We start from the raw sequence: 25,616 nt of genomic DNA, 5'->3' as shown, positions 1-25,616 counted from the left end.
GGACAGGATTGATACCGACCAGGTCTGCACCAGTGACATATTCGCGTTTTCGGGTAACGGGCAACCCCGGCCGGCGCCGCTTCCGGTAGCTCCGATCCGCCACCCGACCCGCCATTCGTCGAAACGCTGTGACAAGCGTCATACGCGCGTCGTCCACACCTGCTCGGAAGGTTGTCGGCGGCTCCCGTTGCCCCATGAGGAAGAACTGGTGGAAAACGGCCGACGGGCCGGTCGCTGACCGGACAGGGGCAGCAAGAGGCGCGCCCCGCCGGAATCCGACGGGGCGCGCCTTGGTCATTCCTCTCGGAATCAGCCGGTGGCCGGGGCCGCCACGGCCTTCCAGGCCGGTGCCAGCACCTCCGCCAGCTCGCGCTCCGGATCACCCAGTCCGTCGAGCACCGGACCGGCCACCTCGGCGGACATCGCGAGAGACATCGTCTCCAGCCACTTGCTCCGCAACTGGGCGGCGGTCAAAGGGAATTCGAGGTCTCCTGGCGCGGCGGTGAACAGTTCCGAGGCTTCCCTGCCGTCGAAGGTCCTGATCCGCACACGGGAGGGGTAGGCGGCCGGGGGAACGTCGTCCAGCTCGGGCGCGTGCACCAGCTCGACCCGTCGCGCGAGTTCGGTCCGGCGGGGATCACCCAGGTACGCCTCGCTGATCTGCCGCGCCCCCGCCGCGCCGTCCCATGCCACCGCGGCGAGCACATGCGGAAAGCTGTACTGGGCGTGGTCCAGCGTCCTGGGGTCGCTTTCGGTCAGGAACAGTGCGCCTTGGTGCGTTTGCACCTCGATCTCCGCGAGCTGCTCGGCGTTCACCCCGAGTTGGTCCATCAGTACGCCGAGGCCGTGCGCCGCCGCGTGAATGTAGCGGCAGCAGGCGTACCGCTTGAAGTACGTTCGTCCGCTTTCGAATACCTTGCCGAAGCTCGTGACGAATTCATTGTCCTCGGCCCCGGGGACATCGAAAGGCGTCGCCGCGAATCCCGGCAGGGCGGGCGGTTCGTAGCCGTCCGGAGTGCGGAGAAAACCTGCCTGCGCGAGCTCCGCCGCCGTCACCCCGGCCGCGGCCCCCCAGCCGATGGACTCCTTGGCCATGGGAAGGGCGAAGGTGGCCATCGGTGCGTGCTGCCACGCCAGGATGATCGCCCGGGTGGTGGCTTCGGCGTCCAGCCCCCGCAACCGGGCCGCAGCTGCGGCGGCGCCGAGACTTCCCGCCGTACCGGTGCAGTGGTACCAGTCCCCAGGGTGCTGGGGCCACAACAACGCGCCTGCACGCAGGCCGACTTCATAGCCCGCGACCTGTGCCGCGACGAAGTCGCGGACGGTGGTGCCGGCGGGCGCCGAGGCGAGGCCCGCCGCGATCACGACCGACCCGGGATGGATGCCGCCGCCGAGGTAGTGTCCGTCCTCGAAGTCCAGAGCGGTGGCCGCCGTCGCGTTGGCGAACGCCGCTTTGGTCGGTTCGGCGAAGCCGCCGGCGGCCAGCGGGACATCGCCGGGACTGGTCCGTGCGTAGCCCGCGGCGATTCCGGCGGCGGTCGTTACCGCCCCGCCGAACATCACCGCGACCACGTCCCGTAACGCGTCAACCGCCCGGATACGTACTGCTTGCGGTAGGTCTTCCCACCGCACACCGCTCGACCATGCGCCGAGGTGTCGGGAGAGGCCAGGAGAGTTTTCAGGCACGGACCGATTTTGTTGCGTTCGCACCCACGACAGCAAGTACGGACTTAATTGTCCCCTGGTGTCGGAATGTGTACTGACAACGTTCTCCAGGAGCCCGCCCGCTCCTGAAAGTGCACGGCCACCACACGACCGCGGTGGCCCCGTCCACGCGGACGCGCCCACGAGGCCCGCGGCGCGGGTCCGAGCAGCGGGGCCGGCACCGCCCGGCCGGCCGTTGCCGGCGGGTCCGCCCGCCTGCGGCAGGATGGGCGGCATGGCAGCTGACAACGCATACCTGCTGGACAACCGGCAGCGGGAGGCCGGGCGGCGCTTCGAGGCGTTCGCCGAGCTCTTCGATCCGTGGACCCTCGGGCATCTGGAGCGGCCGGGTCCGTTGACGGGCCTGCGCTGCTGGGAGGTGGGGGCCGGCGGCCCCTCCCTGCCGGCCGCGCTCGCCGCCCGGGTCGGACCGACCGGGCAGGTGCTGGTGACCGACCTCGACACCACCTGGCTGACCGGTCTGGCCGACTGCGGACCCGACAGCGCGCCGGTGCGGGTGCTCCGCCACGACGTGGTCAGGGAGGAGCCGCCGGGCGGGGACTTCGACCTGGTGCACGCCCGGCTCGTGCTCGTCCATCTGCCCGAACGCGCCCAGGTGCTGCGCACGTTGGCCGCGGCGGTGCGTCCGGGAGGCCGGCTGGTCATCGAGGACGCCGATCCCGCGTTGCAGCCGCTGGCCTGCCCCGACGAACGCGGCCCGGCCCAGGAGTTGGCCAACCGGATCCGGCGGGGCTTCCGGGCCCTGCTCGCCGAACGCGGCGCCGACCTCGCGTTCGGCCGCACCCTGCCGGCCCTGCTGCGCGCCGCCGGGCTGCGCGAGGTGGCGGCCGAGGCGTACTTCCCGGTCACCTCGCCGGCCTGCCGGGAGCTGGAGGCCGCCACCGTACGCCAGCTGCGCGAGCAGCTGGTCGCGGCCGGGCTGGCCACCCCCGCGGAGGTCGAACAGCACCTGGCGAACCTGCGCCACGAGAATCCCGACGGGGAATCGGACCGGGAGCCGGAGCCGGAGCTGGACGTCACCACCGCGCCGTTGATCACCTGCTGGGGCCGCCGCCCACCCCGGTGACCTGCGGCCACAGCCGGTCGCTGCCGCCTTCCACCACCCGCCGCCCGATCCTCCGGAACCAGGCGTGTTCGCTGCCGTCCTCATCGCGCCAGGACCACATGCGGGTGGTGGCCAGGTGGAGCGGGCTGAGTTCGGTGAAACCGATCGCGCCGTGCAGCTGGTGGGCGATGCGGGTGATCTCGGCCACCGAGGCGGAGCCCTGCGCGGCGGCGATGCAGGCGGCGAACTCGGCGGTGTCCGGATCGGTAGCCGTGCCCGGACCGGCCAGGGCGGCCGCCGCCGCCTCGACGGCCGCCGTGATCAGGGCCGCCTCCTCGACCAGCTTCGCCTCCTCCTGCTTGACGGCCTGGAAGTGGCTCAGCGGGCGGCCGAACTGCACGCGAGCCGTGGTGTGGGCCACCGTCAGTTCGACACAGCGGCGTGCCGCGCCGGCGATCAGGGCAGCCCGCGCCAGGCCGGCACGCCACTGCGCCTCCCGCACCAGTGCGGCCGGAATCCGGCGAACCCGCTCGGCGGGGACGGCCACGTCGATCAGGACGAGGTCGTCCCTGGGCTCGCCCGCCAGATTCGTGCCCTCGGTCCGTCGGCACTCGGCGGTTTCGAGGAGGACGAGCACGGGCCCGCCGGACGGCCCCTCGGTCAGCACGACCACGGCGTCGGCGGCGCGGGCCCACGGCACCCGGCCCAGTGTGCCGCTGACGCGCAGGGCGTCGTCGGTGCCGCGCGCACCCAGGGGTCCGACCCTGCTGCCCGCGTCCACGTGGGTGAACCGTACGTCGAGCGGGCCGGAGGCGACCGTGAGCGGCCCGTCCGGGACGGCAATCCCCGCCGCGGCCAGCAGCGGACGCGCGACGATCAGCGTCTCGCCGAGGGGAGCCGGGGTGCCGTGGTAGCCGGCCTCGCACGCCAGCGCCACCAGGACGGCCGGATCGGTGTCGAGCGGCGGCAGGGCGTCGGCGGCGCGCAGCTCGTCCCATACCGTCCGGGCGGACTCGGCGGGCCGCTCCCGGGCGTCGGTCTCCCGCGGTCCGGCCAGCACGGCGGCGGCGCGCTCGACGAGGGATGCGGTGCTCATGAGGACAGCTCCAGACCTCGGGTGATGATTCCACGCAGGATTTCGTTGGTGCCGCCGCGCAGGGTGTAGCCCGGCGAGTGCAGGATCGCGGTGGCGAGCAGTTCGGGAAAGGTGCCGCGAGTGGCGTCGAAGCGGGCGGCGACCGGCAGGATCTCGCGGACCTCGTTGACGAGTTCGCCCTCGAAGCGGGTCCCGAGGTCCTTGACCAGCGCGGCGTGCACATCGGCCGGGCGGCCGGCCTCCAGGGCTGCGGCCACGCCCAGCGACAGCTGCCGGATCGAGGACAGGCGCGCGGTGAGACGGCCCACCCGGGCGTGCTGGTCCGGGCTGCACGTGGTCCGCCGCAGCTGTCCGACGAGTGCGGTGAGCAGCGGCAGCGTGGACAGGAAGCGCTCCGGCCCGCTGCGTTCCAGGGCCAGTTCCCCGGTGACCTGCTGCCAGCCGTCGCCGGGGCGGCCGAGCAGTGCGTCGTCGGTGAGCTCGACGCCTTCCAGGTGGCAGTAGTTGAAGGTGTGCTCACCGCTGAGCAGGCGGATCGGCTCGATGCGAAGGTGCGGATCGCGCAGGTCGACGATGAACTGGCTCAGCCCGGCGTGGCGGTCCTCGGAGTCGTCGGTGCGGGCGAGCACGATCGCGTAGTCGTTGACGTGCGCACCGCCCGTCCACATCTTGGTGCCGGTCAGCCGCCAGCCGTTGTCGGTCCGTTCGGCCCGGGTCCGCACCGAGGCCAGGTCCGAGCCGCTGTTCCGCTCGCTCATGCCGATGGAGAAGAAGCAGGCGCCGGCGGCGATCCTGGGCAGGAAGTGGCGCCGTTGCTCTTCGGTGCCGTGGCGCAGGATGGAGGGCCCGGCCTGCCGGTCGGCGACCCAATGGGCCGAGACCGGGGCACCGGCCGCCAGCAGTTCCTCGATGACGACATAGCGTTCGAGGTTGCCGCGCCCGCCGCCGCCGTACTTCCGCGGCAGGGCCATGCCGACCCAGCCGCGTTCGGCGAGGCGGCGGGTGAACGCGGGATCCCAGCCGGTCAGCCAGGAGTCGGGCCGGCCCAGGATGGTGCCGGCGGCGCGCTCCGCGTCGAGGAAGTCGCGCACCTCCTGCCGCAGTTGCCGCGTTTCGGGGGGCAGTCGCACTGCCCCGGTGCCAAGGACGGAGAGGGCCATCGGGGTACTCCTCACAGGTAGGGGTGCAGAAGCGGTCTGTGGTCAGGCGCCGGTGAAGCGCGGGGGGCGGTGTTCCCGGCGGGCCTGGACGCCCTCGCGGAAGTCGTCCGTGGTGGTGGTCACCGGCTGGGCGAGCGCCTCCCAGGTCAGTGCCTGTTCGACGGTGAGCTGTCCCTGGGCCAGGCCGCTCTTGGTCAGCCGCACCGCCAGAGGGGCGGCGGCGGCGATCTCGTCGGCCGCGTCGAGCGCGTACCGCAGTACCTGGTCGGCGGGCAGGGCCTCGTGCACCAGGCCCAGGGCGGCGGCTCGCGCGCCGCTCACCAGCCTTCCGGTCAGCAGGAGTTCACGTGCGCGCGGCAGGCCGACGGCCTCGGCGAGCAGTGCGGTGGTGGCCATGCCCGGGTGCAGGCCGAGCTGGACGAACGGTGCGCCGAGCTGCGCCTCCTCGGCGGCGTAGCGCAGGTCGCAGGCCAGGGCCAGGGCCAGTCCGGCGCCCACCGCGTGGCCGCCGACGGCCGCCACGGTGGGGACGGGCAGGTCGCGGATGGTCAGCCAGGCCCGGTAGAAGGCCGGCAGGCGGGTCCGGGCGGCGGGCAGGCCCTGGCCGTGCCCGTCGGCGAGTTCCTTGAGGTCGGCTCCCGAGCAGAACGCGGGGCCGGTGCCGGTGACCACGACGGCGCGCAGGCCGGGGGCCTCGCGCAGGGACTGCATGGTGCGCTGCCACTGCTCGGTCAGCCGCCCGGTCATCGGATTGCGTCTGTCGGGGTTGTCGAAGGTGAGCACGGTGACACCGTTCGGCCGGTGCTCGACGCGCAGCGGTTCCTGCTCGCTCATGGGGTCCTCGATTCCGGGGGTGGTGGGCTTGCGGGTTCAGGCGGAGGGGCGGTGGCCGATCTCGGCGAAGACCTCCTCGGTGTGCTCGCCGATCCGTGGGCAGTGCCGGTGCAGACCGGCCGGGGTGGCGAGGAAGCGCACGGGGTGGCCGATGAGGCGGTAGGTGCCCTCGGTGGGGTGCTCGGCCGTCCGCAGCAGGCCGCCTTCGGTGGCGTAGTCGCTGGCGGCAGCCTCGTCCAGGCTCAGCACCGGGGCTGCGGGTATGCCGGCCGAATCGCAGAACTCCTGCCATGCGGCGCTGGTGTGCCGGGGGGAGAACTCCTCCATGAGTGCGTAGAGTTCGTCGGCGTTGCGGGCGCGGTCGGCGAGCGAGCCGAAGCGCGGATCGTCGGCCAGTTCCGGGCGGCCGACGAAGGTGAAGAAGTCGCGCCAGTTGCGGTCGTTGTAGGGCAGGATGCACATCCAGCCGTCCGCCGTGCGGGCGGCCTTGCGCCGGGAGCTGAGCGCGCGCGAGTAGCCCATGGGTCCCTGTGGCGGGTCGAGGGTCGCCGCTGCCAGGTGCTCGACCAGATTGAAGGCCAGCATGGTGTCGGCCATCGGGACCTCGACGTGCTGCCCCTGGCCGGTGCGGTCGCGATGGTGGAGCGCGGCGAGCACCGACTGCACGATCACCAGGCCGCAGATCTTGTCGGCGACCACGGTGGGGACGAAGTACGGGACGCCGCTGACCTGTTCGTTCAGCCACACCAGGCCGGAGGCCGCCTGCACGATGTCGTCGTAGGCCGCGTGTCCGCCGAGCTCGGAGTCGCTGCGGAAGCCGTGGGCGTTCAGGTGGACCAGGCCGGAGTTGACGGCCGCCACGTCCTCGTGGCCCAGGCCGAGTCGCTGAAGGGCCTGTGGGCGGATGTTGGTGATGAACACGTCCGCGGTCGCGAGCAGGGCGAGCAGCGCGTCGCGGCCGCCCGGGGCCTTGAGGTCGATCACGACGCTGCGCTTGTTGCGGTTGAGGTTGAGCGCCGCCGCGCCCATCCCGGGGCTGCGGGTCGGCGGGTAGTGGCGGGTCATGTCGCCGGTCGGCGGTTCGACCTTGATCACGTCCGCCCCGAGGTCCCCGAGCTGCTGCGCCGCGTAGGGAGCCATGATCACGCTGGCCAGTTCGACCACCCGCACGCCGTTCAGCGGTCCCACGTCACTGGCTTCCTGCCGTCCTGACGGCATGGCACGTCTCCGATCTTCATCGGGATCGGCTCGCACGCCGATCTGTTGACAGCCAGTCAAGTTCTCGGCACCCATATCGTCCAATACTTCTTTCTGCCGCATCCCATATGCTTCGCCATATGGAACTGACCCAGCGTCTCCTCCAGCAGTTCGTCGTGCTGGCCGAAGAGCAGCACTTCGGCCGCGCCGCCGAGCGGCTCGTCATGAGCCAGCCACCGCTCAGTCAGGCGATCCAGCGGCTGGAACGCGGCCTGGGGGTCGCCCTGTTCGACCGGGGCCCGCGTGGCGCCCGGCTCACCCCGGCCGGCCGCGCGTTCGCCGAAGACGCCCGGCGGCTGCTCGAAGCACAGGCCGCCGCCATCGACCGGGTCCGGCGGGTCGCGAGCGGCCACGAGGGCGAGCTCCGGCTCGGGTTCGTCAGCAGCCTCGGCTACGACCTCCTGCCGCGCCTGCTGCGCCGCACCCACGCAGAACTGCCCGGCCTGCGCCTGCATCTGAGCCAGCACCCCTCCGCGGAGCTGGTCGGCATGCTCCACACCGGGACGCTCGACCTCGCGCTGGTCCGTCTCCCGGTCACCGGCGCCGAACAGCTGACCGTCCGGCAGATCGGCGTGGAACGGCTGGTCGCGGTTCTCCCCGAACGCCACCCGCTCGCCACCGAGCCCTCCCTCGACCTGCGTGAACTCGCCGAGCAGGAGTTCGCGCTCCCCAAGCCCGGCGCGCTGCCCGGCCTCGCCCAGCAGGTCGCGCTCGCCTGCGCGCAGGCCGGCTTCACCCCCCGGCCGCGGGGCCGGGCGGACGACCTGCCGGGACTGCTCAGCTATGTCGCCGCCGGCCTCTGTCTGGCGCTGGCCCCCGCGCAGGTGCGTTCACTGGGGATTCCCGGTGTGGCCTACCGCCCCCTGCGCGGCGCTTCCCCCTACCTGGAGACCGCGGTCGCAGCCGTCCACCGCCCGGAGGGGCCTGACGCCGCCGTACAGCAGGTCCTGCGGATGCTCGCGGCCTTCGACCTGTCGGACAGTGGCGGGCCGGGGACCGGCCAGGACACTCCTTCCTGCTCGTGATGGGCGGTGCGTCCCACTGGGGGGCATGGCCGGCGCGGAAGGGGCGTCGGGCGTGGCAGGCGAGGGCGGAACCGGGGTGCCGGCCCGGCGGTTCGGCATCGGCGCTCCGGTGGCGCCGCTGCCCCGCTCCTGGCCGCGGCCGCGCTCGTCAACCGGCGCGGCCAGGGGCGGGGTGTTCCGATCGTGCCCACGTGTGGGCCGCCTGGCGGACCGTCGGGCCCGCGGGTGGCGCCGGGCTGGTGTGCCAGGTGCCGGACGCCCTGCCGGCCGGCAGGGCGCGGCAGCGGTGCGGATCGCCGAGGTCCGCGTTCAGGCCGCTGCCGACGCGGCCGCCGCGGCGTACCCGAGCGGCGCCGAGGACCGGCCGATCGGCGCTGGTGCGCTGCTGCGGCGCCTGCGCGGCCGGTGTCACCCCTCCGCGACAGCCTCCAGCGGGCTCAGGGCGGCTGCCCGGCGGGCCGGGACGGCGGCGGCGGCCGTGCCGATCGCGAGCGAGAGCAGGCACACGAGCAGCAGCGTCCCCCAGGGCAGCACCAGGGAGTACTGCTCCATCGCGCCGTTGGCCAGGGCGCCGACCGCCCAGGCGCCGAACAGTCCGCCCGCCAGACCCAGCAGGGTGCCGAACGCGGCGACGGTCGCCGCTTCCAGACGGATCATCCGCCGGATACCGGCGCGGTCCATGCCGATGGCGCGCAGTGCGCCGATCTCGCGGGTGCGTTCGGCGACCGACATGGCCAGGGTGTTCACGATGCCGAGCCCGCCGATCACGACGCCGATGGCGAGCATCCCGTACATCACGTCGAGCAGGCCGCTCATGACGCCACCGGCCTCGTCGACGAGTTCGCCGCGGTCCTGCACCGTCAGCAGCGGGCTGTTGCCCACGGCGGTGCGCAGCTGCTCCTGAAGGGTCTTCGAGGCTGCGCCGCCTTCGGTGCGGACGAGGAGCCGCTGGACGGAACCGGGCAGGTAACTGTGGTGCGCCACCTCGCTGCGGGCGCCGAGCGCGTCATGGGCGAGGGGATTGTCCTGGTAGACGCCCACGACGGTGTACTGCTCAAGGTCCTGGCTCCGTCCCATGCGGACGCTGATCCGGCCGCCCGCGCGCACACCGTGTTCCCGGGCGACGGTGCTGGAGAGGGCGATCCGGCCCGGCCCGATGTCTGTCGCGGAGCCGCTGGTGAAGTCCAGTTTCATGACCTCGTTCACGCTGTCGGGGTCGATGCCGGAGATCGTCCGGACATGGCCGCCGGCGACCATGGTGGAATCCGTGACGGCGGTCGCGGTCCGCACCCCGGAGGTGTGGGCCACCCGCCCCAGGGCTGCCGGGTCGATACCGGTCATGGCGGTGCGGGAGCTGATCACGTAGTCGGCGTCGAGGCCGGCCGCGGCCTGGCGGTCGAGGGCCTGCCCGGTGGAGTTTCCGATGACGGCGAGCCCGGTCACCAGCGCGGTGCTGATCATGAGAGTGGCGGCGGTGGCCGCGGTGCGCCGCGGGTCGCGCAGCGCGTTCTCCCGTGCGAGCCGGCCGACGATCCCGAAGCCGCCGGTCAGCCGTCCGGTCAGCCGGATCACGGGGGCGGCGAGCAGCGGCGCGAGCACGATCATGGCGACGACGAGGACGGCGCAGCCGAGCATCGCGCTCCGCAGGTTCCCCTCCGAGGCGTCCTTCGCCCCCGTGAGCGAGATCAGCAGACCGGCGCCGGAGACGAGGAGGACCAGCCCCGCCACGGCGCGGATCCGGGGCCGGGCGGTGGCGGGCGGCTGTGCGGCCGAGCGCATCGCTTCGACGGGCGCGACCTTCGCCGCCTGGCGGGAGGGCAGCCACGCGTCGAGCAGGGTGACCCCCACACCGACCCCGAGCGCTGCCGCGACCGAGCGCGGGCCGATCACCAGTGGGCCGTGGGGCAGTGTGTCCGCGCCGGTGCTCAGGACGTCGGGCAGTGCGGCGGCGATGCCGAGGCCGAGCAGGAATCCGGCCGCCGATGCGGCGAGGCCGACCAGGAGGGCTTCCAGGAGGACGGAGCCGGCCACCTGGCGGCGCGAGGCGCCGATCGCCCGCAGCAGAGCGATCTCACGGGCGCGCCGCGCCACGAGCATGGTGAAGGTGTTGATGATGAGGAACGAGCCGATGAACAGGGAGACCCCGGCGAAGACCATCGGCAGCTTCGCGTAGCCCCGGGTCAGGGTGTCGACGAGGATGGCCTGCTGGGTGGCCCGGTCGGCGCCCGTGGTGACCTCGGCCCGCTCGGCCGGGAGCATGCCGGTGACCCGGCGGGAGAGCGCGAACTGGTCGGTGCCGGGCGCGGCGGACAGATCGATGGCGGTGTAATGGCCCGGGGTGGCGAACAGTCTCTGGGCGGTCGCCCTGTCGAACAGGGTGAGGGTGCCGCCGGCGGTCACCCGGGTGTCCTTGGTGGTGACGATGCCGACGAGCCGCTTGGTCATGACCGGGCCGTCGGTGGCCAGCGTGACCGTGTCGCCGATGCGGAGGTGGCCGGCTGCGGCGGTGTCGCTGTCCAGGGCGAGTTCACCGCCGTTCCTCGGGGCGTGGCCCTTCAGGAGCGGGTAGCGGCTGTCCTTGCCGTCCTTGTCCGGTACGTAGGCGCCGGCCAGGTTCGACCCGCTCCTGCCGGTCCGCAGCGGGGTGCCGTCCGCCGCGTTCAAGGCGGCCGAGCCGTCAGCTGAGGGCCGTACGGCGGCGACACCGGGTACGGCGGCCAGCTTCCGCACGAGCGCGTCGTCGAGCACGCTGGTGTGCTGGTCCGGGGAGCCCCCGGGCGGGGACTCCTTCGCGGTCACGGTGACCGCGATGTCGGCGAAGTTCTTCGACGCGGCGGCGCGGTGGGCCGCGGCGGTGGAGTCCGCGAAGACGAGGGTGCCGCAGACGAACGCGACGCCCAGGCAGACCGCGAGGACGGTCATCACCAGACGGGCCTTGTGCGCCAGGATGTTGCGCAGGGCTGTTCTCAGCATGGGTGGCTTCCGGGGGACGTGGCTCGGCGGATGCGAGCCGGGGGCTGATGCGGTCCTGGGGTGAGGCGGGTCAGCTGGTGCGTGAGCGGGTGTCGAGGGACTTCATCCGGTCCAGGACCCGGTCGGGGGTGGGGTGGGTCATCTCGTCGACCAGGCGGCCGTCGGAGAGAAAGACCACGCGGTCGGCGTAGCCGGCGGCGACGGGGTCGTGGGTGACCATGACGACGGTCTGGCCCAGCGCACGCACCGAGTCGCGCAGGAAGCCGAGGACCTCGGATCCGGCGCGGGAGTCGAGGTTGCCGGTGGGCTCGTCGCCGAAGACGATCGCGGGCTGTGCGGCCAGGGCGCGGGCGACCGCGACGCGCTGCTGCTGCCCGCCGGACAACTGTGCCGGCCGGTGGCCGAGGCGATCGGAAAGGCCGACCATGGCGACCACGCGCTCCAGCCGCTGCGGGTCGGGCCGGCGTCCGGCGAGGGTCAGCGGCAACGTGATGTTCTCCAGCGCGGTCAGCGTCGGCAGCAGGTTGAACGCCTGGAAGATGAAGCCGATCCGGTCGCGGCGCAACTGGGTGAGCCGGCGGTCGTCGAGGGTGCTCAGCTCGGTGGTACCGATGCGTACGGAGCCGGAACTGGGCGAGTCGAGCCCGGCGGCGCAGTGCATCAGGGTGGACTTGCCGCAGCCGGAGGGGCCCATGATCGCGGTGAACTCGCCCTCCTTGAAGGTGATGCTGACCCGGTCCAGGGCGACGACCTGGGTGTCGCCGCTGCCGTAGACCTTCGTCAGACCGGAGGTGGCGGCCGTGATCGCGGGCATCGGCTGCGGCGCATGGGGGGCGAAGGGTTCGGCGGTCACGGGAGACTCCTCGTCAAGTGCGGAACGGTGCACTTCGAAGGGTGTCCGCGGAACGTATCGGGGCCTGAGCCACTGTGTATCGGCGTCCGCTCCGCTGCGTAGCGGTTCTGCGGTGCGGGCGGTTCTGTCGCAGTTCCGTGGTGCGGGCGGTCAGGCCGGCAGGCGCAGGGTGGCGACGGCGCCGCCGTCCGGGGCGTTGGCCAGGAGCAGTTCGGCGCCGAGGAGCCGGGCCTGTCCCAGGGCGATGGTCAGGCCCAGGCCGTGGCCCGAGCCGCGCTCGGCCGCGCCGGTGTGGAAGCGGCGCGGCCCGTCGCGCAGCAGGTCCCGGGAGAAGCCGGGGCCGTGGTCGCGCACCACGACCGTGCGGCCTTCGACGGTGACCCGCACCGGCGTGCTGCCGTGCCGGTGGGCGTTGACGACGAGGTTGCCGACGATCCGTTCCAGGCGGCGCGGATCGGTCTCCACGGTCTGTACGGCCGCGCCGCTCCGTGCGCCGGCGATGGCGACCTCGGTGTCGAGGCCGGTGCGCGTCACGGCATCGGAGACGACCGCGCCGAGCGGGACACGGGCGTGGACCGGCAGTTCGGCGCCGGCGTCGAGCCGGGAGATCTCCAGGAGGTCCTCGACCAGGCCGCGCAGATCGCGCACCCGGGACCGGAGCAGGTCCTCCGTCTCACCGGGCGGCAGCAGGTCGGCGGCGGCCAGCAGACCGCCGACGGGTGTGCGCAGCTCATGGGCCACATCCGCGGTGAACCGGCGCTCGCTGCGCAGCCGCCTGCCGAGGCTGTCGGCCATGAGGTCGACGGTGGCGGCGATGTCGGCCACCTCGTCACGGCCCTTGGTGGGCCCGGTCCGGGCGTCGAGGTCCCCGGCCGAGATCCGGCCCGCGGTCTCGGAGACCCACCGCAGCCGGCGGCCGAGCAGCCCGGCGCCGTAGACCGCCAGGGGCGTGGCCGCCGCGAGGGCGACCAGCGAAGCCACCGCCATCGTCATGTCGAGCTTGCGCAGATCGTAGAGCTGCGCGCTCATGTTGACCTGGAAGGCGAGGACCCGGCTGCCCGGTCCGCCGGTCCGCTGGGCGGCCCAGAAGCTCGGGCCCAGATTCCCCTCGACGCGCCCGTCGTAGGCCGTGTGCCGGTCGCCGTCGGAAGGATGTCGCAGTGCGGCGGGCAGCGCGGCCGGATCGAGTTCGGCGCCCGCCACCAGCGTTCCGGTACGCCGGTAGACATCCGTTGCCGAGTACACGCTGTTGAACGCGTCCCGCTCGGCCCGGACACGGATGCCGTGCGCGGTCCAGAGGTGCACCAGCACGCCCACCACCACCGCGACCAGGCACGCAGTGGCCGCGGCCAGCCCCGCGATCTTCCAGCGCAGGGGCACGCGCTCCGGCCACAGCCGGCGGAACGGACGCACCGGCCTCAGCGCCTGAGCTTGTAGCCGAAGCCGCGGACCGTCTCGATCCGGTCCCGGCCCAGCTTCCTGCGCAGCCGCTGCACGCACAGGTCCACGACCCTGCTGTCCCCGTCCCAGCCGTACTCCCAGACGTTGCGGAGCAAGGTGTGCCGCTCCAGCACGATGCCCGGGTGGGCGGCGAACTCCAGCAGCAGTTTCAGCTCGGTCGGGGTCAGCGCCACCGGGCTGCCGGAGACCAACACCTCCAGGCCGCCCGTGTCGATGGCCAGGTCCCCGAAGACCAGCAGACCCTCCCCGGACGGCGGCGGCACATCGCCCACTGCCCGCTCGGCTACCGGTGCGGGCGCGTAGGTCGCCCGCCGCAGCAGCGAGCGGATACGGGCCACGAGCACGTAGGTGTCCACGGGCTTGACCACGTAGTCGTCCGCCCCGGCCTCCAGACCGGCGACGACGTCGAGCCCATCACCGCGCGCGGACATCATCAGGACCGGCACCAAGCTGGTCTCCCGGACCCTGCGGCACAGGCCGATCCCGTCCAGACCGGGCAGCATCACGTCCAGAATCAGCAGGTCGAAGCTCTCCTCGCGGAACAGCTCCAGCCCCGCGAGACCGTCGGCGGCGACCCGCAGCTCGTAGCCGTAGCGCTCCAGGGCGACGGCGAAGGACCGGCGCATCAGATCGTCGTCCTCCACCAGCAACACGCGCACAGGGCGCGCAGAGACCCCAGCCGGGGCGGACGAGGACACGGGCAGCTGCCTCCTGTTCGGGCGGTGATGCGACATCGGCCCCCTGGACACTCACCGCGGAGCCGGCGAACCGGGAATCGGAGAACCGGAGAACCGGAGAACCGGAGAACCGGAGGACCGAAAGAAACGATAAGGCAGACTTCGGGCGTAGCGAGCAGTCACCCAGCGGACGGACAGCCGGCCCTCCCCCGCCTCCGTCCTCATCGAAATCCCAGGTCAGAGCGGACAGCACGACCTTGGGAAGCCACCTGGACCGCCCCACTGCCGCTGCCCTCGCGCCCCTCCCCCGTGGCCCGGCGCAGTAACTCGATGGACAACCAAGCGCTCCCTGATACCCACTGGATACAAACCCGCCCGGGGTGGCGCGACTCGCACGCTTCGGCGTCAGAGAACCTGCGTCTCCCGGAGATGCCGTCGAGCCACGGACCGGGATCGGCGGGACAGGCGCTGTTGCCGGGCCCTTCGCCGACGGGCGGCAGCAGGTGAACGCCCGCGAAGCCCACGGCGCCCGCCAAGATCCCGGGAAGGAGGGGTGCGTGTGGCCACCCATCTCGACCCATCTACACTTATCCATGGATTTATGGAGGATGCGGTGTCGGAGAACACGAAGAGCGGGACGAAGGCCAGGCTGTACGACGCCTTCGCGGCCAGCGGCAAAGCCCTGGCCAGCGGAGCGCGCCTGGAACTGCTGGATCTGCTGGCCCAGGGCGAGCGCTCCGTCGACGCGCTGGCGAAGGCGGCCGGGCTGAACCTGACCACGGCGTCGGCCCATCTACAGGTCCTCAAGCGGGCGGGGTTCGTCGCCACCCGCCGGGAAGGCGTCCGCATCCACTACCGGCTCGCCGGCGACGACGTGGCCCAGCTGTTCGCGCTGCTGCGCAAGGTCGCCGAGAACCACCAGGCCGCCGTCCCCGCCGCCCGTGACGCCTACCTCGGCGAGCACGGCGCAGCCGAGCTGTCCCACGACGAGCTGCGCGGCCGGGTGGCGGCCGGGGAGGTCGTCGTGCTGGATGTGCGGCCGGTGGCGGAGTACCGGGCCGGGCACATTCCGGCCGCGGTCTCCATCCCGGTCGAGGAGCTGGCCGAGCGCATCGACGAGCTGTCCGAGGACACCGAGATCGTGGTCTATTGCCGCGACGAGTACTGCGCCCTCGCCTACGAAGCCGTACGCCTGCTGACCGGCCTCGGCCGCCGCGCCGTCCGCCTCAACGACGGCATGCTCGAATGGCGCCTGTCACAGATGCCCGTCGATGCCGCGGACCTCACATGAGTGCCCCGGCCGACGGCCCGCCGCCGCACCCGGGCCCGGCAGGCGCCGCGCGCACTCGCCGGGCCCGGCCACCGGCAGGCGGCAGCAGCTCACAGACGCGCAGGCGCACGGGGGCGGCGGCATGCTCAGCGCCGTCCTCGATGCGAACGCCGCACGGACGGCCACGATCAGCAATGGGCGGGCACTGTTCGCCGTTACTCCCGGCCTCGGCGGCGTCGAGTCCCTGATCACCCGGCCGGTCACCACCACCCACCACGGCCCGGACCCGGCCGAACGCACCAGGCGCGGCATCGCCGGCAGCGCGATCCGCTGTCGGCCGGGCCCGAAGACGCCGACGACCTGACCGCCGGCCCTCCCCCAGCCCCCGACGCCGGCTGTCGGACCACCCCTCGTACCCGGCCCGCGCCTCTCCCCTCGGGGGACCGGGCCGGTGCACGGACCACAGCCCGTTTCACCCCGCCCCCCCGCTCCGGAAAGAAGAGATGACCAGCACCGCACCCGCCGGCCCGACGGCCGCGATACCCCCGATACCCGACACCGGCCAGGCACAGGCCCGCATCCTGCGCGTCCTGGTCGCCTCCCAGGTCCTCAGCGGCGCCGGACTGGCCGCCGGTGTCACCGTCGGCGCCCTCCTCGCGCAGGACATGCTCGGCACGACCAGCCTCGCCGGACTGCCCAGCGCCCTGTTCACCGCCGGATCCGCCCTCGCCGCCGTCGGCGTCGGCCGCATCTCCCAGGCCCGGGGCCGCCGCCCCGGCCTCGCCGCCGGATACCTCGCCGGAGCCATCGGCTCGGCCGGAGTCATCGCCGCCGCCGTCCTGCACCAGCCCGTCCTGCTCTTTCTCGCCCTCTTCGTCTACGGCGCCGGCACCGCCACCAACCTCCAGGCCCGCTACGCCGGAGCCGACCTCGCCCAGCCCAGCCACCGCGCCCGCGCCGCTTCCACCGTCCTGGTCGCCACCACCGTCGGCGGTGTCGCCGGACCCAACCTCGCCGCCCCCACCGGCGCCTTCGCCGAAACCCTCGGCATCCCGAACCTGGCCGGCCCCTTCCTCCTCGCCGGTGCCGCCTACGCGCTTGCCGCCGTCGTTCTGGCCCTCTGGCTGCGACCGGACCCGCTGCTCCTGGCCCGCACCCTGGCCGAGAGCGAAGCAGCCGACGCCGACGCCGACGGCACACGGAAGGGCGGCGGCGGAGTCGTCCTGGGCACGCTGGTCATGATCCTCACCCAGCTCGTCATGGTCGCGATCATGACGATGACCCCCGTCCACATGCACGACCACGGGCACGGCACCGCCGCCTCCGGCCTCGTCATCGCCATCCACATCGGCGCCATGTATCTGCCGTCGCCGCTGACCGGCTGGCTGGTGGACCGCTACGGCCGCATGGCGATCGCCGCGGCCTCCGGCATCACCCTGCTGGCCGCCGGTGTGCTCGCCGCCGTCGCGCCCGGTGACTCCGTCGCCCTCCTCGCCCTGGCCCTCGCCCTGCTCGGGCTCGGCTGGAACTTCGGCCTGGTGGCCGGCACCGCGATCATCACCGACGCCGTCCCGCTCGCCACCCGCGCCAAGACGCAGGGCACGGTCGACGTCGCCATCGCGCTGGCCGGCGCCACCGGCGGTATGGCCTCGGGCATGATGGTCGCCGCCACCAGCTACCCCGTCCTCGCCCTCACCGGCGGCGTTCTCGCCCTCGCCGTCCTGCCCGCCGTCGCCGCCACCGCCTACCGCCGATGACCCGTACGAACCCCGGCTCCCCCGCACCGGACATCACTGTGGACGGCACCGGCCTGCTCTGTGTCACCCTCCTGCTCCGCCTGCGCAAGGAGATCGACGGTGCCGGGCCGGGCACCGTCGTCCACGTCATCGCCACCGACCCGGCCGCCCCGCTCGACCTGCCCGCCTGGTGCCATATGACCGGTCACACCTACCTCGGGCCCCTCTCCCCGGGCGAACCGCCGGTCTATGCCGTGCGCCTCTCCGCCGAGGCACGCCGCACCCGCCCGGACGCCCCCTGGCACGCCGCCGACGACTGACCCGCCACCCGCGAGACCGTGCCCGAACCCGAACCCGGTCTGTTCACCCCCGCCCGGCCCGCACCGGCCACCCCTGACCCCAACTCATTCCGGAATCCGGCGAGTTATCGCAGAGCACCCGCTCAGAGCCACCCGCGCCGGGCCGCCTGGACCCCGGCCTGGAAGCGGGTGGTGGCGCCCAGCCCGGCGAGGAGGACGGAGACGCGGCGGACGACGGTGCGGCGGCCCAGGCCCAGGCGTCGGGCGATCGCGTCGTCGGTGGCGCCGCTGGCCATGAGGGTGAGTATTTGGCGGTCCCGGGCGTCGAGTTGGGTGCCGGTGCCCGTCGCCGTCACGGGAACGGCGAGCCTCCACAGGGACTCGAACACGTTGGACAGCGCCCGGAAGAGGCTGGAGGGACGTACCAGGAGAGAGACGACACCGGGGTGGCCGTCGGCGGCGAGGGTGACCACTGCCAGCTCGCTGTCGACGATGGCGAGTTTCATGGGCGGATCGTCCAGTGCCCGCGCCCGCTCCCCGGCCGCGATCATGCGGGCCATGTTGGGCCCCGCGATGGGGTCGTCGCACGCGGCTCCGTGGTAAATGGTGCGGTAGACGACTCCGGCAGCCATCCGCTCGCGCTGGAGCACCTCCTGTCCGAGGTAGTGGTCGACCGTGCCGGAGTACGGTGGCATGTCGATGGCCCGGAGCTGGTGGCGCGCGGAGTGCTGAAGCTGCCTGCTGACGGCGAGGACGCGGGCGGCGTCCTCGACGACCTCCAGCGCGCCGTAGTGACCGGCGTCCCGCCTGGCGAAGCGGTAGAGCTGTTCCAGTTCCGTCCCGGCCTGGCGCAGGGCCGGCCACAGGGCGGCATCGCGCTGAAGCAGCGCCTCGACGACCTGTGTGGGCGGCAGCGCTTCCCAGGATTCCTCCCCGCCGCCGGCGTCCGTCGTGATGACGATGTCCTCGGCGGCGAGTTCCTTCAGCACCGCCCGCACGACGGTCTCGCTCAGCCCGGCCCGGTCCGCCAGCCGGCCGACGGGCTCACGTGGGTGACCGACCAGGGACCGGTAGACGCGCCCGCGGTCGGAGTCCGGGTCCAACACGTCGTGCACGGCGCTCCCTTCGCCCGAACCGGGGCCGGTCCGCCCGGCCGCCGAAGCTTACTGCGCGGGTGGCGCACTTGTGCCAGTGGCCCTATTGCGCCACCGCCTCGTATGGCGCCGGGTGAAGCAACTGCGGTGAGATTTCCGCTGTCCGGCTGAACCACCGGCTGCCCGGCATCCGGCCCACCCCGAGGACACCTGATGAGATTAGTCCTGCCCGTCCGGCTCCCGCGCGCGAGAGCGGCAGTCGCCGCCGTGGCCGCCGCCCTCCTCCTCTTGACGGGAATGCCCGCCGCGCACGCGCAGTCCCCGGGTCCGCCGGAGATGGCCGACGGCTTCGGCCTGACCCGGACCGCATCCGTATCCGGCTCCGCCACCAACTTCGTGGTCACCGTGAAGACGGCCCAGGTCGCCGGTGAGCACCACATCCGGATCCTGCTGCCCGGCGACTACGCCGCCGACCCCACCAAGCGCTACCCGGTGCTCTACTTCCTGCACGGCGCCTCCGACGACCCGGCCAACCCGAGACTCGCCTACCCCGCCCTCCTCGCGGCCAAGTCGATGATCACGGTCATTCCGGACGGGGGCCACCGGGGCTGGTACAGCAACTGGCTCGACCAGGAGACCGCCGCCGGCGCGCAGAGCTGGGAGAACTTCCATATCAACCAGGTGATCCCGTTCATCGACGCCAACCTCCGCACCATCGCGGCCAAGAAGGGGCGGGCCGTCGCCGGTCTCTCGATGGGCGGTCTCGGCTCCATGCACTACGCCCAGGCGCATCCCGAACTGTTCAGCCAGGTCGCGGCGTTCTCCGGCGCGGTCGACCTCTCCAGGGACCACGCCGTCATGCGGGCCGCCGTGGTCGCCACGCTCACCAACATCGGCGCACCGCTCTGCGGCTCCAGCAACTCCACCTGCTCGCTCGACTTCGGGCCCGCGGTGTCCAGCGACGCGATCTTCGGCACGCCGTATCCGATCCTCGACGCCGACTGGCGCTGGAACGAGGCGGACCCGTCCACGCACATGGACCGGCTGGCCGGTATGGGCATCTCGCTCTACACCGGCGACGGCCAGGGAAACCCCGCCAACCCGGAGTTCTGGGTCAGGTCGGCGGCCGAACACGCCAAGGACCACCTCGACGCCCTCGGATACCCCTACCACTACGTGGACTACGGCAACGGCTCCGGCTGGGGCAGCTGCGACGGCGGCCACGACTACGACTGCTGGGCGCAGGACTTCGTCGACTTCGTACCGCGCCTGGAAGCGGCCTTCGCGTCCGCCTGACCCCTCCCGTTCCCGACAGACAGGGTTACGTACATGACAGACAGGGCCACGTACATGATCAAGCGGCTGTGCACCCTCCTGCTGAGCCTGGCGGTCCTGTGCACCGTGGGGGCCGGCGCCGCCCACGCCCAGCCGGGCAAGCGGGTCTTCAACGCGATGCAGATCATCTTCAGCCCGTCGACACCCGATCTCTTCTGCACACTCGGCGCGGTCGGTGACGACAAGTACGGGCACAAGACAGCCATCACGGCGGGCCACTGCCTCGACGACCCCAGGTACGCGGACCGCGAGATCCACGACAATGTCGCTCCCGTCTACGACCGGGCGGACGCCGGGTTCGGCCCGATCGGATACGTGCGTTACTTCAAGGACCCGGAGGGCTCCCAGACGGGTCATGTGACCAAGGACTACATGGTCATCGAGCTGGTTCCGCAGGTGACGCTCTCCTCGCAGGGGCCGTACCTGAAGCAGACGGGCGAGGTGAAGGTCCCCGGCGGGACCGTCAGCCCCAACGCCCTGAACCCCGCGCTCGACAACGAGCGGCTGCTCGCCACCGGCAGCAACGAGATCATCACGTCCGGCCAGACGGGTGTGTGGTACGGGACCGTCATGGACAACGCCGACGGCGTCTACCGGTCGCCGGCCGCGAACATGAGGGGCGATTCGGGCGGGCCGGCGATCTGGCACGTACCGGGCACCGACCTCCCCTCCCAGGCCAACAACTTCCAGGCAGCGGGCCCTTGGGCCGGCATCACCAAGGGGATCACCCTGGCACTGCCGCCCTTCCTGTACACCAGCTCGGCGAACATCCTCGCCGACCTGCGTGCCCGTGACGGCGCCACCGCCGGTGGTGTCTTCGGCGCGGGCTTCGAGGTGACCGCCAACCCGTAGGTCCGGCCACGGAAATCGTCCGACGTCATCGCCACCGTCCCTTCCCTACCCCTAAGGGGAAAGCCTTGTCCATCGGGATGCTGTCACGACGCACGAGAACGACCCTGCTCGGCGTACTCGCTCTGGTGGCCGCACTGCTCGTCGCGGCGACCCCGGCACGGGCCGATACCCCCGCGTTCGAGCTCCTTCCGCTGGTGCCGGCCGGCGCCGACCACCAGCAGAAGCTCAGGGCCGAAGTGGAGCACTGGACCCTCGCGAAGATGGCCTCCGTCGGCCTCAACCACGAGGACCAGGACGCCACCCCGCCCCCGGGAGGCTGGGACAACCTCAGCAAGCCGTGGCCGCGGGAGGCGGGGCTGGTCTCGCGCACCGCGGGCAAGTTCTTCATGGAGTACAAGAACCTGGACAACGGTGCCGTCACGGAAGAAGCGTGCTCCGGCAACGTGGTGACCAGCGCCAATCAGAGCGTCGTGGTGACCGCCGCCCACTGCCTGCGCGTCCACACCCCGGTCGACATGGGCTTCGGGAACATCGTGGTCACCAACATGGCCTTCGTACCGGGATTCAACGGCGCGAGCCTGCCCCGCCACACCACCAGCACGGCGCTCCCCGGCAAGGACATCGCCCCGTACGGGGTCTGGGGAGTGACCCGCGAGTGGTTCACCAACACCTGGAGCCAGAGCGCCGACTGGCTGCTGGGGCACGACATGGCCGCGGTCCTGGTGGCCAGCCCCGATGACCCGCGGCCGATCGGCGAGGTCACCGGCGCCCAGCGGATCGGCTTCGACCAGCCGCAGAACCAGACCGACCACGTCTTCGGCTACCCGACCATCAACGAACGCAACTACTACCGCCCCGGCCACGTCTCCCCGGAGCTCCAGCGGACCTTCGACGGCCGGAGCCTCATGGTCGCGCAGGGCATCACCCGGGCCGACCCGGTCTACTACAGCGACGTGCTGCCCGGGGCCCTGTCGCCCGGATGCAGCGGCGGCGCCGAGCTACAGAACTTCGACCCCACCACCGGCGCGGGCCTCCAGGTCGGAGTCTTCTCCCGCTACGACGATCCCGGCCAGATCATCGGTGTCCTCGGCTGGCTGGAGGGCCCGAACATGAGCTCCACCCACTTCGGTGACGAGGAGCGGGCCGTCTACGACGCCGCCCAGTCGGCGTCCCTGACGTAATCCGGCCGACACCGGCCGCAGCCATCGAAAGGAGAAAGCGTGACGAACAGCTTCGTGCCACCGCGACGGAGGTGGTTCCTGGCCATCGTCCTGTCGATCGCCGGCGTCGCCAGCGCCCTCGTCGGGTCGGCGGGTACGGTCCAGGCCGCTCCACGGCGTGCCCAGCCCTGCGGGCCGGTCATGTTCGTGGTCCCGGGCTACCAGGACGGCGGGGCCCAGAAGCTCCTGGACCCGGCTCTCGCCCCCGAGGGAGCCAACCCGGTGCGCATCCCCTACCCCAACAGTGCCACCGACATCAATCTGTACACCGATGTCGACGCCGGTGTCGCCAACCTCAGGACGGCGCTCTACAACCTCTACGTCACCTACGGGTGCGACCTCAACACCAAGGTGTACATCGTCGGATTCAGCCTCGGCGCCCTCGTCGCGGGCACCGTCCTGGAAACCGAACCACCCGGCCGGAACATCCAGGGAATCCTGTTCGCCGACGGCCGGCGGCAGCCCGGCGAGTCGAACTGGCCGGGCGACCCCGGCGGACTCATCGGCCACCTGCCCGTTCCCGGCCCCGGCGGCGCCGGCTTCCGCCCGCTCGACGGATTCAAATACCCGACGCTGAGCCTCTGCAACGGGCCCAACTCGGCGGGTGGTTCGGATCTCATCTGCTTCGGCGGCGCCAACCTGGACAGCTACTTCACCTCACACCCCTACTACAGCTTCGACGTGGCCACGGAACTGAGGATCCACGGCGAAGGCCCCTACCCTCACAACCTGAGGAACCGTGTCATTCCCTAGGCCACGCCACGCGTGAAGCCTCGGATCACGTCGGGCAGCGGCAACCGGTCTGCCCGTGGCGCCCTGCCGCGCCACGGGCAGACCGTGCGGCGTCTCCGGCGCGACAGGCCGGGCTCCCGCCCCCGCCCCTCCCCCGCGTCGCCCGTACCCTCATCTGCCGCCGCAGGCCCACCACATGAGGCGATCCCCAAGTCGATCGAGGGCGAACTCGACTGCCGGCCCCTTCGTTGTGCCAGCAGGAGGAGAAGGCAGAACGGCGTGGCTGCGGCGATGGTGCGGTCGACGCACTCGGGGACGTCGCAGAAGTCCCTGTGCGCGCCGCCCTCGACGACTTGGAGCTGCCCGGGACTGTGGACGCGGCGGTGCAGCTCGACGGGCATGGTGGACGGCGGGTGGTTCAGCCGCCACCCCCTCCGCCGCTATCTGCTGAACGCTCGGACTTTGCTTGGCAGTTGCGGAAGCAGCGGCCGCCAAGGCCGGTCAGCACGATGAGCGCGGGGCCGGCCACGAGAATCAGAGCCGAGGAGGGCGAGCCGTAGGGGTGCACCCGGGGACGGCCGGGTACCGCCGGCCACGCGTCAGCGGGCGGCAGGGCCCCGCAGCGAGGCGGTGAGCAGCTCGATCATGCGGCTGTAGCGGGCGGGGAAGTCGACGTGGGCGGCGAGGAGTGCGGGGTCCTCCACGGCTGCGACGACGGTGGGTCCGGGGTGGGCGAGCGGCCACAGCCCCGCGATGAGCATGATGGTCGCCGAGGCCAGTTCCTTCGCGGCCGCCCGGTCCAGGTCGGGCATGCGGGCGTGGATGATGCCGGCGAGCCGGTCGTTGTTGGCCAGGGCCTGGCGTTTGTAGGCGCGGACCGTCTCCACCGAGACCGTGCGTTCCAGCACGCTGGCCAGTACGCTCGCGAGCTCGCACAGCACCGGCCGGGCGGTGAGTGAGGCGGCGTAGGCGTCGGCGAAACCGCGCACCGGCGCTGCCGCCCCTGTGCTGTCGTCGTCGGCGGGTGCCAGTTCCGCCGGGAGCGCGTCCAGCCAGGCGCCGTACTCCCGGTTGAGGAGTTCCAGGAAGACCGCCTCGCGGTTCTCGAAGTAGCGCAGCACGTTCGAGGTGGCGATCCCCGCCTGCCGGCCGATGTCGCGAAGGGTGATATCGGCGACCTGCGCCGTGTCCAGCAGTTGCTCGGCCGCGTCCAGGATCGACTGCCGGCGCAGCTCCCGGTTCTCGGGACTGCGCGCGCGGATGAACCCCTGCGTGGTCTCGCTCATGGCCTTCTTCCCGCTTGCCCCGGCTGCGCCGCTCGCTGTGTCGCTGTGTCGCTGCGGCCAGGATACTGACTGCCTCGACATAAGAGAACGCAGTTCTGTTATGGTGGAAGAGCATAAGAGAACGGCGTTCCACTAACTTGGCCGTGCCGGATCGGGAGGACATCGTGATCACGTTCGACAAGCTGCTGGTGGGTGGGGCCTGGACCACCCCTGCTACCTCCGATGTCCTGTCGGTCCGCTCCCCGCACGACCAGTCCTTGGTGGGCGTCGTACCGGAGGCGTCCGTCGCCGACGTCGACCGTGCCGTGGCCGCGGCCCGCGCGGCCTTCGATCACGGCCCTTGGCCGCGGCTGGCGCCCGGGGAACGCCGGCGGGTGGTCGCGCGCTTCAACGAGCTGCACTCCGCGCGCGCCGACGAACTCGCCGCACTCATCACCTCGGAGAACGGCTCGGCGATCTGGTTCACCGGCTGGCTGCAACGCACCCTGAAGGACTTCAACAACGACTTCATCGACATCGCGGCCGGCTTCGACTGGGAGACCGAGCTGCCCGGCGAGGGCGGCCACCGCACCGTGGTGCGCCGCGCTCCCGTAGGGGTTGTCGCCGCGGTGATCCCGTGGAACGCACCGCACCAGTCCGCCCTGGTCAAGATGGTCCCCGCGCTGCTGGCGGGCTGCACCGTCATCCTCAAGCCGTCGCCCGAGACGGCCGTGGACGCCCTGCGGCTCGCCGAGCTCCTGGCCGCGGCGGGGTTCCCCGAGGGCGTGGTCAGCGTGCTGCCCGCCGACCGGGAGGTCAGCGAGTACCTGATCGCCCATCCCGGCGTCGACAAGATCGCCTTCACCGGCTCGACCACTGCCGGGCGCCGCATCGCCGCCATCGCCGGCGAGCAGTTCAAGCGCGTCAGCCTGGAGCTCGGCGGCAAGTCCGCCTCCATCGTCCTGCCGGACGCGGACGTGGCCCAGGCCGCGGCGGGTCTGAAGGGGCTGTCGCTGGGCAACAACGGAGAGGCGTGCATCGCCCACACCCGCATCCTGGCCCCGCGCAGCCGCTACGACGAGGTCGTCGACGCGATCGCCGCCATGATGCAGGGCGTCACCGTGGGCGACCCCCTGGACCCGGCCACCTGGATCGGCCCCATGGTCAAGCAGGCGCAGCAGCAGCGCGTCCGGTCCTACATCGAGGCCGGCATCGCCGAAGGCGCCCGCCTGGTCCTCGGCGGCCCCGGCGCGCCGGACACCCCGGGCCTGGAGAAGGGCTTCTACGTGCGTCCGACCCTGTTCGCCGACGTCACCAACTCCATGAAGATCGCCCAGGAGGAGATCTTCGGCCCGGTGCTGGCGGTCATCCCGTTCGACACCGAGGACGAGGCCGTCGCCATCGCCAACGACTCCCCCTACGGGCTGGCCGGCGGCGTGTGGACCGCAGACCCGGAGCACGGCCTTGAGGTGGCGCGCCGCATCCGCACCGGCACGTTCACCGTCAACGGCGCGTCCCGCGACATGCGCACCCCGTTCGGCGGCTTCAAGGCCAGCGGCATCGGCCGCGAGTACGGCCCGGCGGGCCTGAGCGCCTACACCGAGTACCAGTCCATCGGCTTGTGATCACCCTGGTGCCGGGGCACCCCGGGCGGGGTCGGATGAAACCGGCTCCCGCCCGGGGCGTCCGGCACCTTCCGGTTCGGCC

General features: G+C 72.2%; 22 protein-coding genes. 11 read left to right on the top strand and 11 right to left on the bottom strand.

Going from position 1 to position 25,616, the window contains the following annotated elements; all coding sequences use genetic code 11:
- Positions 1–309: 309 nt before the first annotated feature.
- The gene (locus ACLJWH_RS28325; protein WP_411144599.1) at positions 310–1,941 is read right to left on the bottom strand and encodes an MmgE/PrpD family protein; all 1,632 of its coding nucleotides are present in this window, start codon (positions 1,939–1,941) and stop codon (positions 310–312) included.
- Between ACLJWH_RS28325 and ACLJWH_RS28320 the strand changes: the two genes are divergently transcribed.
- On the top strand, positions 1,940–2,791 hold the full coding sequence (locus ACLJWH_RS28320; RefSeq protein WP_411144598.1) for a methyltransferase: 852 nt from the start codon (positions 1,940–1,942) through the stop codon (positions 2,789–2,791). The two genes, ACLJWH_RS28325 and ACLJWH_RS28320, sit on opposite strands and share 2 nt — an antisense overlap.
- Here the strand turns inward: ACLJWH_RS28320 and ACLJWH_RS28315 are convergent.
- Genes ACLJWH_RS28315 through ACLJWH_RS28300 form a run of 4 tightly spaced genes read right to left on the bottom strand, consistent with a single transcriptional unit; the run spans position 2,760 to position 7,048 of the window.
- Entirely contained in the window at positions 2,760–3,866 is a 1,107-nt protein-coding gene (locus ACLJWH_RS28315) for an acyl-CoA dehydrogenase family protein (protein ID WP_411144597.1), read from the bottom strand. The two genes, ACLJWH_RS28320 and ACLJWH_RS28315, sit on opposite strands and share 32 nt — an antisense overlap.
- The gene (locus tag ACLJWH_RS28310; protein ID WP_411144596.1) at positions 3,863–5,026 is read right to left on the bottom strand and encodes an acyl-CoA dehydrogenase family protein; all 1,164 of its coding nucleotides are present in this window, start codon (positions 5,024–5,026) and stop codon (positions 3,863–3,865) included. Before ACLJWH_RS28310 ends, ACLJWH_RS28315 begins: the two co-directional genes overlap by 4 nt.
- Before the next feature lie 42 nt (positions 5,027–5,068).
- Positions 5,069–5,860, bottom strand: a complete 792-nt coding sequence (locus ACLJWH_RS28305; protein ID WP_411144595.1) for an enoyl-CoA hydratase/isomerase family protein — start codon at positions 5,858–5,860, stop codon at positions 5,069–5,071.
- Positions 5,861–5,896: 36 nt separating this feature from the next.
- Positions 5,897–7,048 carry a CaiB/BaiF CoA transferase family protein gene (locus tag ACLJWH_RS28300; RefSeq protein ID WP_411144594.1) on the bottom strand — a complete coding sequence of 384 codons (1,152 nt, stop codon included), beginning with the start codon at positions 7,046–7,048 and terminating at the stop codon, positions 5,897–5,899.
- Between the two features lie 149 nt (positions 7,049–7,197).
- Here ACLJWH_RS28300 and ACLJWH_RS28295 point away from each other — a divergent pair, with 149 nt between their 5' ends.
- The gene (locus tag ACLJWH_RS28295; RefSeq protein WP_411144593.1) at positions 7,198–8,142 is read left to right on the top strand and encodes a LysR substrate-binding domain-containing protein; all 945 of its coding nucleotides are present in this window, start codon (positions 7,198–7,200) and stop codon (positions 8,140–8,142) included.
- Positions 8,143–8,550: 408 nt separating this feature from the next.
- Here ACLJWH_RS28295 and ACLJWH_RS28290 read toward each other — a convergent pair whose 3' ends face one another.
- The 4 genes from ACLJWH_RS28290 to cseB form a co-directional block, all read right to left on the bottom strand.
- A complete protein-coding gene (locus tag ACLJWH_RS28290; protein ID WP_411144592.1) occupies positions 8,551–11,115 on the bottom strand; it encodes an ABC transporter permease in 2,565 nt (854 codons plus the stop codon).
- Positions 11,116–11,185: 70 nt separating this feature from the next.
- Positions 11,186–11,929 carry an ABC transporter ATP-binding protein gene (locus tag ACLJWH_RS28285; RefSeq protein ID WP_411144612.1) on the bottom strand — a complete coding sequence of 248 codons (744 nt, stop codon included), beginning with the start codon at positions 11,927–11,929 and terminating at the stop codon, positions 11,186–11,188.
- Positions 11,930–12,118: 189 nt separating this feature from the next.
- Complete coding sequence (locus tag ACLJWH_RS28280) at positions 12,119–13,381, bottom strand: sensor histidine kinase (protein ID WP_411144591.1); 1,263 nt, start codon at positions 13,379–13,381, stop codon at positions 12,119–12,121.
- A gap of 5 nt (positions 13,382–13,386) precedes the next feature.
- Positions 13,387–14,082 (bottom strand): two-component system response regulator CseB, encoded by a 696-nt coding sequence (cseB, locus tag ACLJWH_RS28275; protein WP_411144590.1) that lies wholly within the window; start codon positions 14,080–14,082, stop codon positions 13,387–13,389.
- 637 nt (positions 14,083–14,719) lie between these two features.
- Between cseB and ACLJWH_RS28270 the strand changes: the two genes are divergently transcribed.
- The 4 genes from ACLJWH_RS28270 to ACLJWH_RS28255 all read left to right on the top strand — a co-directional run bounded on the left by ACLJWH_RS28270 (position 14,720) and on the right by ACLJWH_RS28255 (position 17,432).
- Positions 14,720–15,397 (top strand): ArsR/SmtB family transcription factor, encoded by a 678-nt coding sequence (locus tag ACLJWH_RS28270; protein ID WP_411144589.1) that lies wholly within the window; start codon positions 14,720–14,722, stop codon positions 15,395–15,397.
- Positions 15,378–15,740, top strand: coding sequence for a PLP-dependent transferase (locus ACLJWH_RS28265; protein ID WP_411144588.1), 363 nt, complete (start codon positions 15,378–15,380; stop codon positions 15,738–15,740). Before ACLJWH_RS28270 ends, ACLJWH_RS28265 begins: the two co-directional genes overlap by 20 nt.
- A gap of 139 nt (positions 15,741–15,879) precedes the next feature.
- Positions 15,880–17,133, top strand: coding sequence for an MFS transporter (locus ACLJWH_RS28260; protein ID WP_411144587.1), 1,254 nt, complete (start codon positions 15,880–15,882; stop codon positions 17,131–17,133).
- Positions 17,130–17,432: a sulfurtransferase TusA family protein gene (locus tag ACLJWH_RS28255; protein WP_411144586.1), complete on the top strand. Its 303-nt coding sequence runs from the start codon at positions 17,130–17,132 to the stop codon at positions 17,430–17,432. Before ACLJWH_RS28260 ends, ACLJWH_RS28255 begins: the two co-directional genes overlap by 4 nt.
- A 122-nt stretch (positions 17,433–17,554) precedes the next feature.
- Here ACLJWH_RS28255 and ACLJWH_RS28250 read toward each other — a convergent pair whose 3' ends face one another.
- The gene (locus ACLJWH_RS28250; protein ID WP_411144585.1) at positions 17,555–18,526 is read right to left on the bottom strand and encodes a hypothetical protein; all 972 of its coding nucleotides are present in this window, start codon (positions 18,524–18,526) and stop codon (positions 17,555–17,557) included.
- A gap of 276 nt (positions 18,527–18,802) precedes the next feature.
- Here ACLJWH_RS28250 and ACLJWH_RS28245 point away from each other — a divergent pair, with 276 nt between their 5' ends.
- From ACLJWH_RS28245 to ACLJWH_RS28230, 4 genes are all read left to right on the top strand, one after another.
- Complete coding sequence (locus ACLJWH_RS28245; protein ID WP_411144611.1) at positions 18,803–19,801, top strand: alpha/beta hydrolase; 999 nt, start codon at positions 18,803–18,805, stop codon at positions 19,799–19,801.
- Between the two features lie 33 nt (positions 19,802–19,834).
- Entirely contained in the window at positions 19,835–20,692 is an 858-nt protein-coding gene (locus tag ACLJWH_RS28240; protein ID WP_411144584.1) for a hypothetical protein, read from the top strand.
- Positions 20,693–20,757: 65 nt separating this feature from the next.
- Positions 20,758–21,873 carry a trypsin-like serine peptidase gene (locus ACLJWH_RS28235; protein ID WP_411144583.1) on the top strand — a complete coding sequence of 372 codons (1,116 nt, stop codon included), beginning with the start codon at positions 20,758–20,760 and terminating at the stop codon, positions 21,871–21,873.
- Between the two features lie 39 nt (positions 21,874–21,912).
- Complete coding sequence (locus ACLJWH_RS28230) at positions 21,913–22,665, top strand: hypothetical protein (RefSeq protein ID WP_411144582.1); 753 nt, start codon at positions 21,913–21,915, stop codon at positions 22,663–22,665.
- Between the two features lie 578 nt (positions 22,666–23,243).
- Here the strand turns inward: ACLJWH_RS28230 and ACLJWH_RS28225 are convergent.
- Positions 23,244–23,930: a TetR family transcriptional regulator gene (locus ACLJWH_RS28225; RefSeq protein WP_411144581.1), complete on the bottom strand. Its 687-nt coding sequence runs from the start codon at positions 23,928–23,930 to the stop codon at positions 23,244–23,246.
- A 164-nt stretch (positions 23,931–24,094) separates the two neighbouring features.
- Between ACLJWH_RS28225 and ACLJWH_RS28220 the strand changes: the two genes are divergently transcribed.
- Positions 24,095–25,534, top strand: coding sequence for an aldehyde dehydrogenase (locus tag ACLJWH_RS28220; protein WP_411144610.1), 1,440 nt, complete (start codon positions 24,095–24,097; stop codon positions 25,532–25,534).
- The last annotated feature ends 82 nt before the right edge of the window (positions 25,535–25,616 follow it).

It is taken from the genome of Streptomyces sp. x-80 (assembly GCF_046549095.1).
Classification (GTDB): Bacteria; Actinomycetota; Actinomycetes; order Streptomycetales; family Streptomycetaceae; genus Streptomyces; species Streptomyces celluloflavus.
This window is presented reverse-complemented; position numbering and strand designations above follow the sequence as displayed.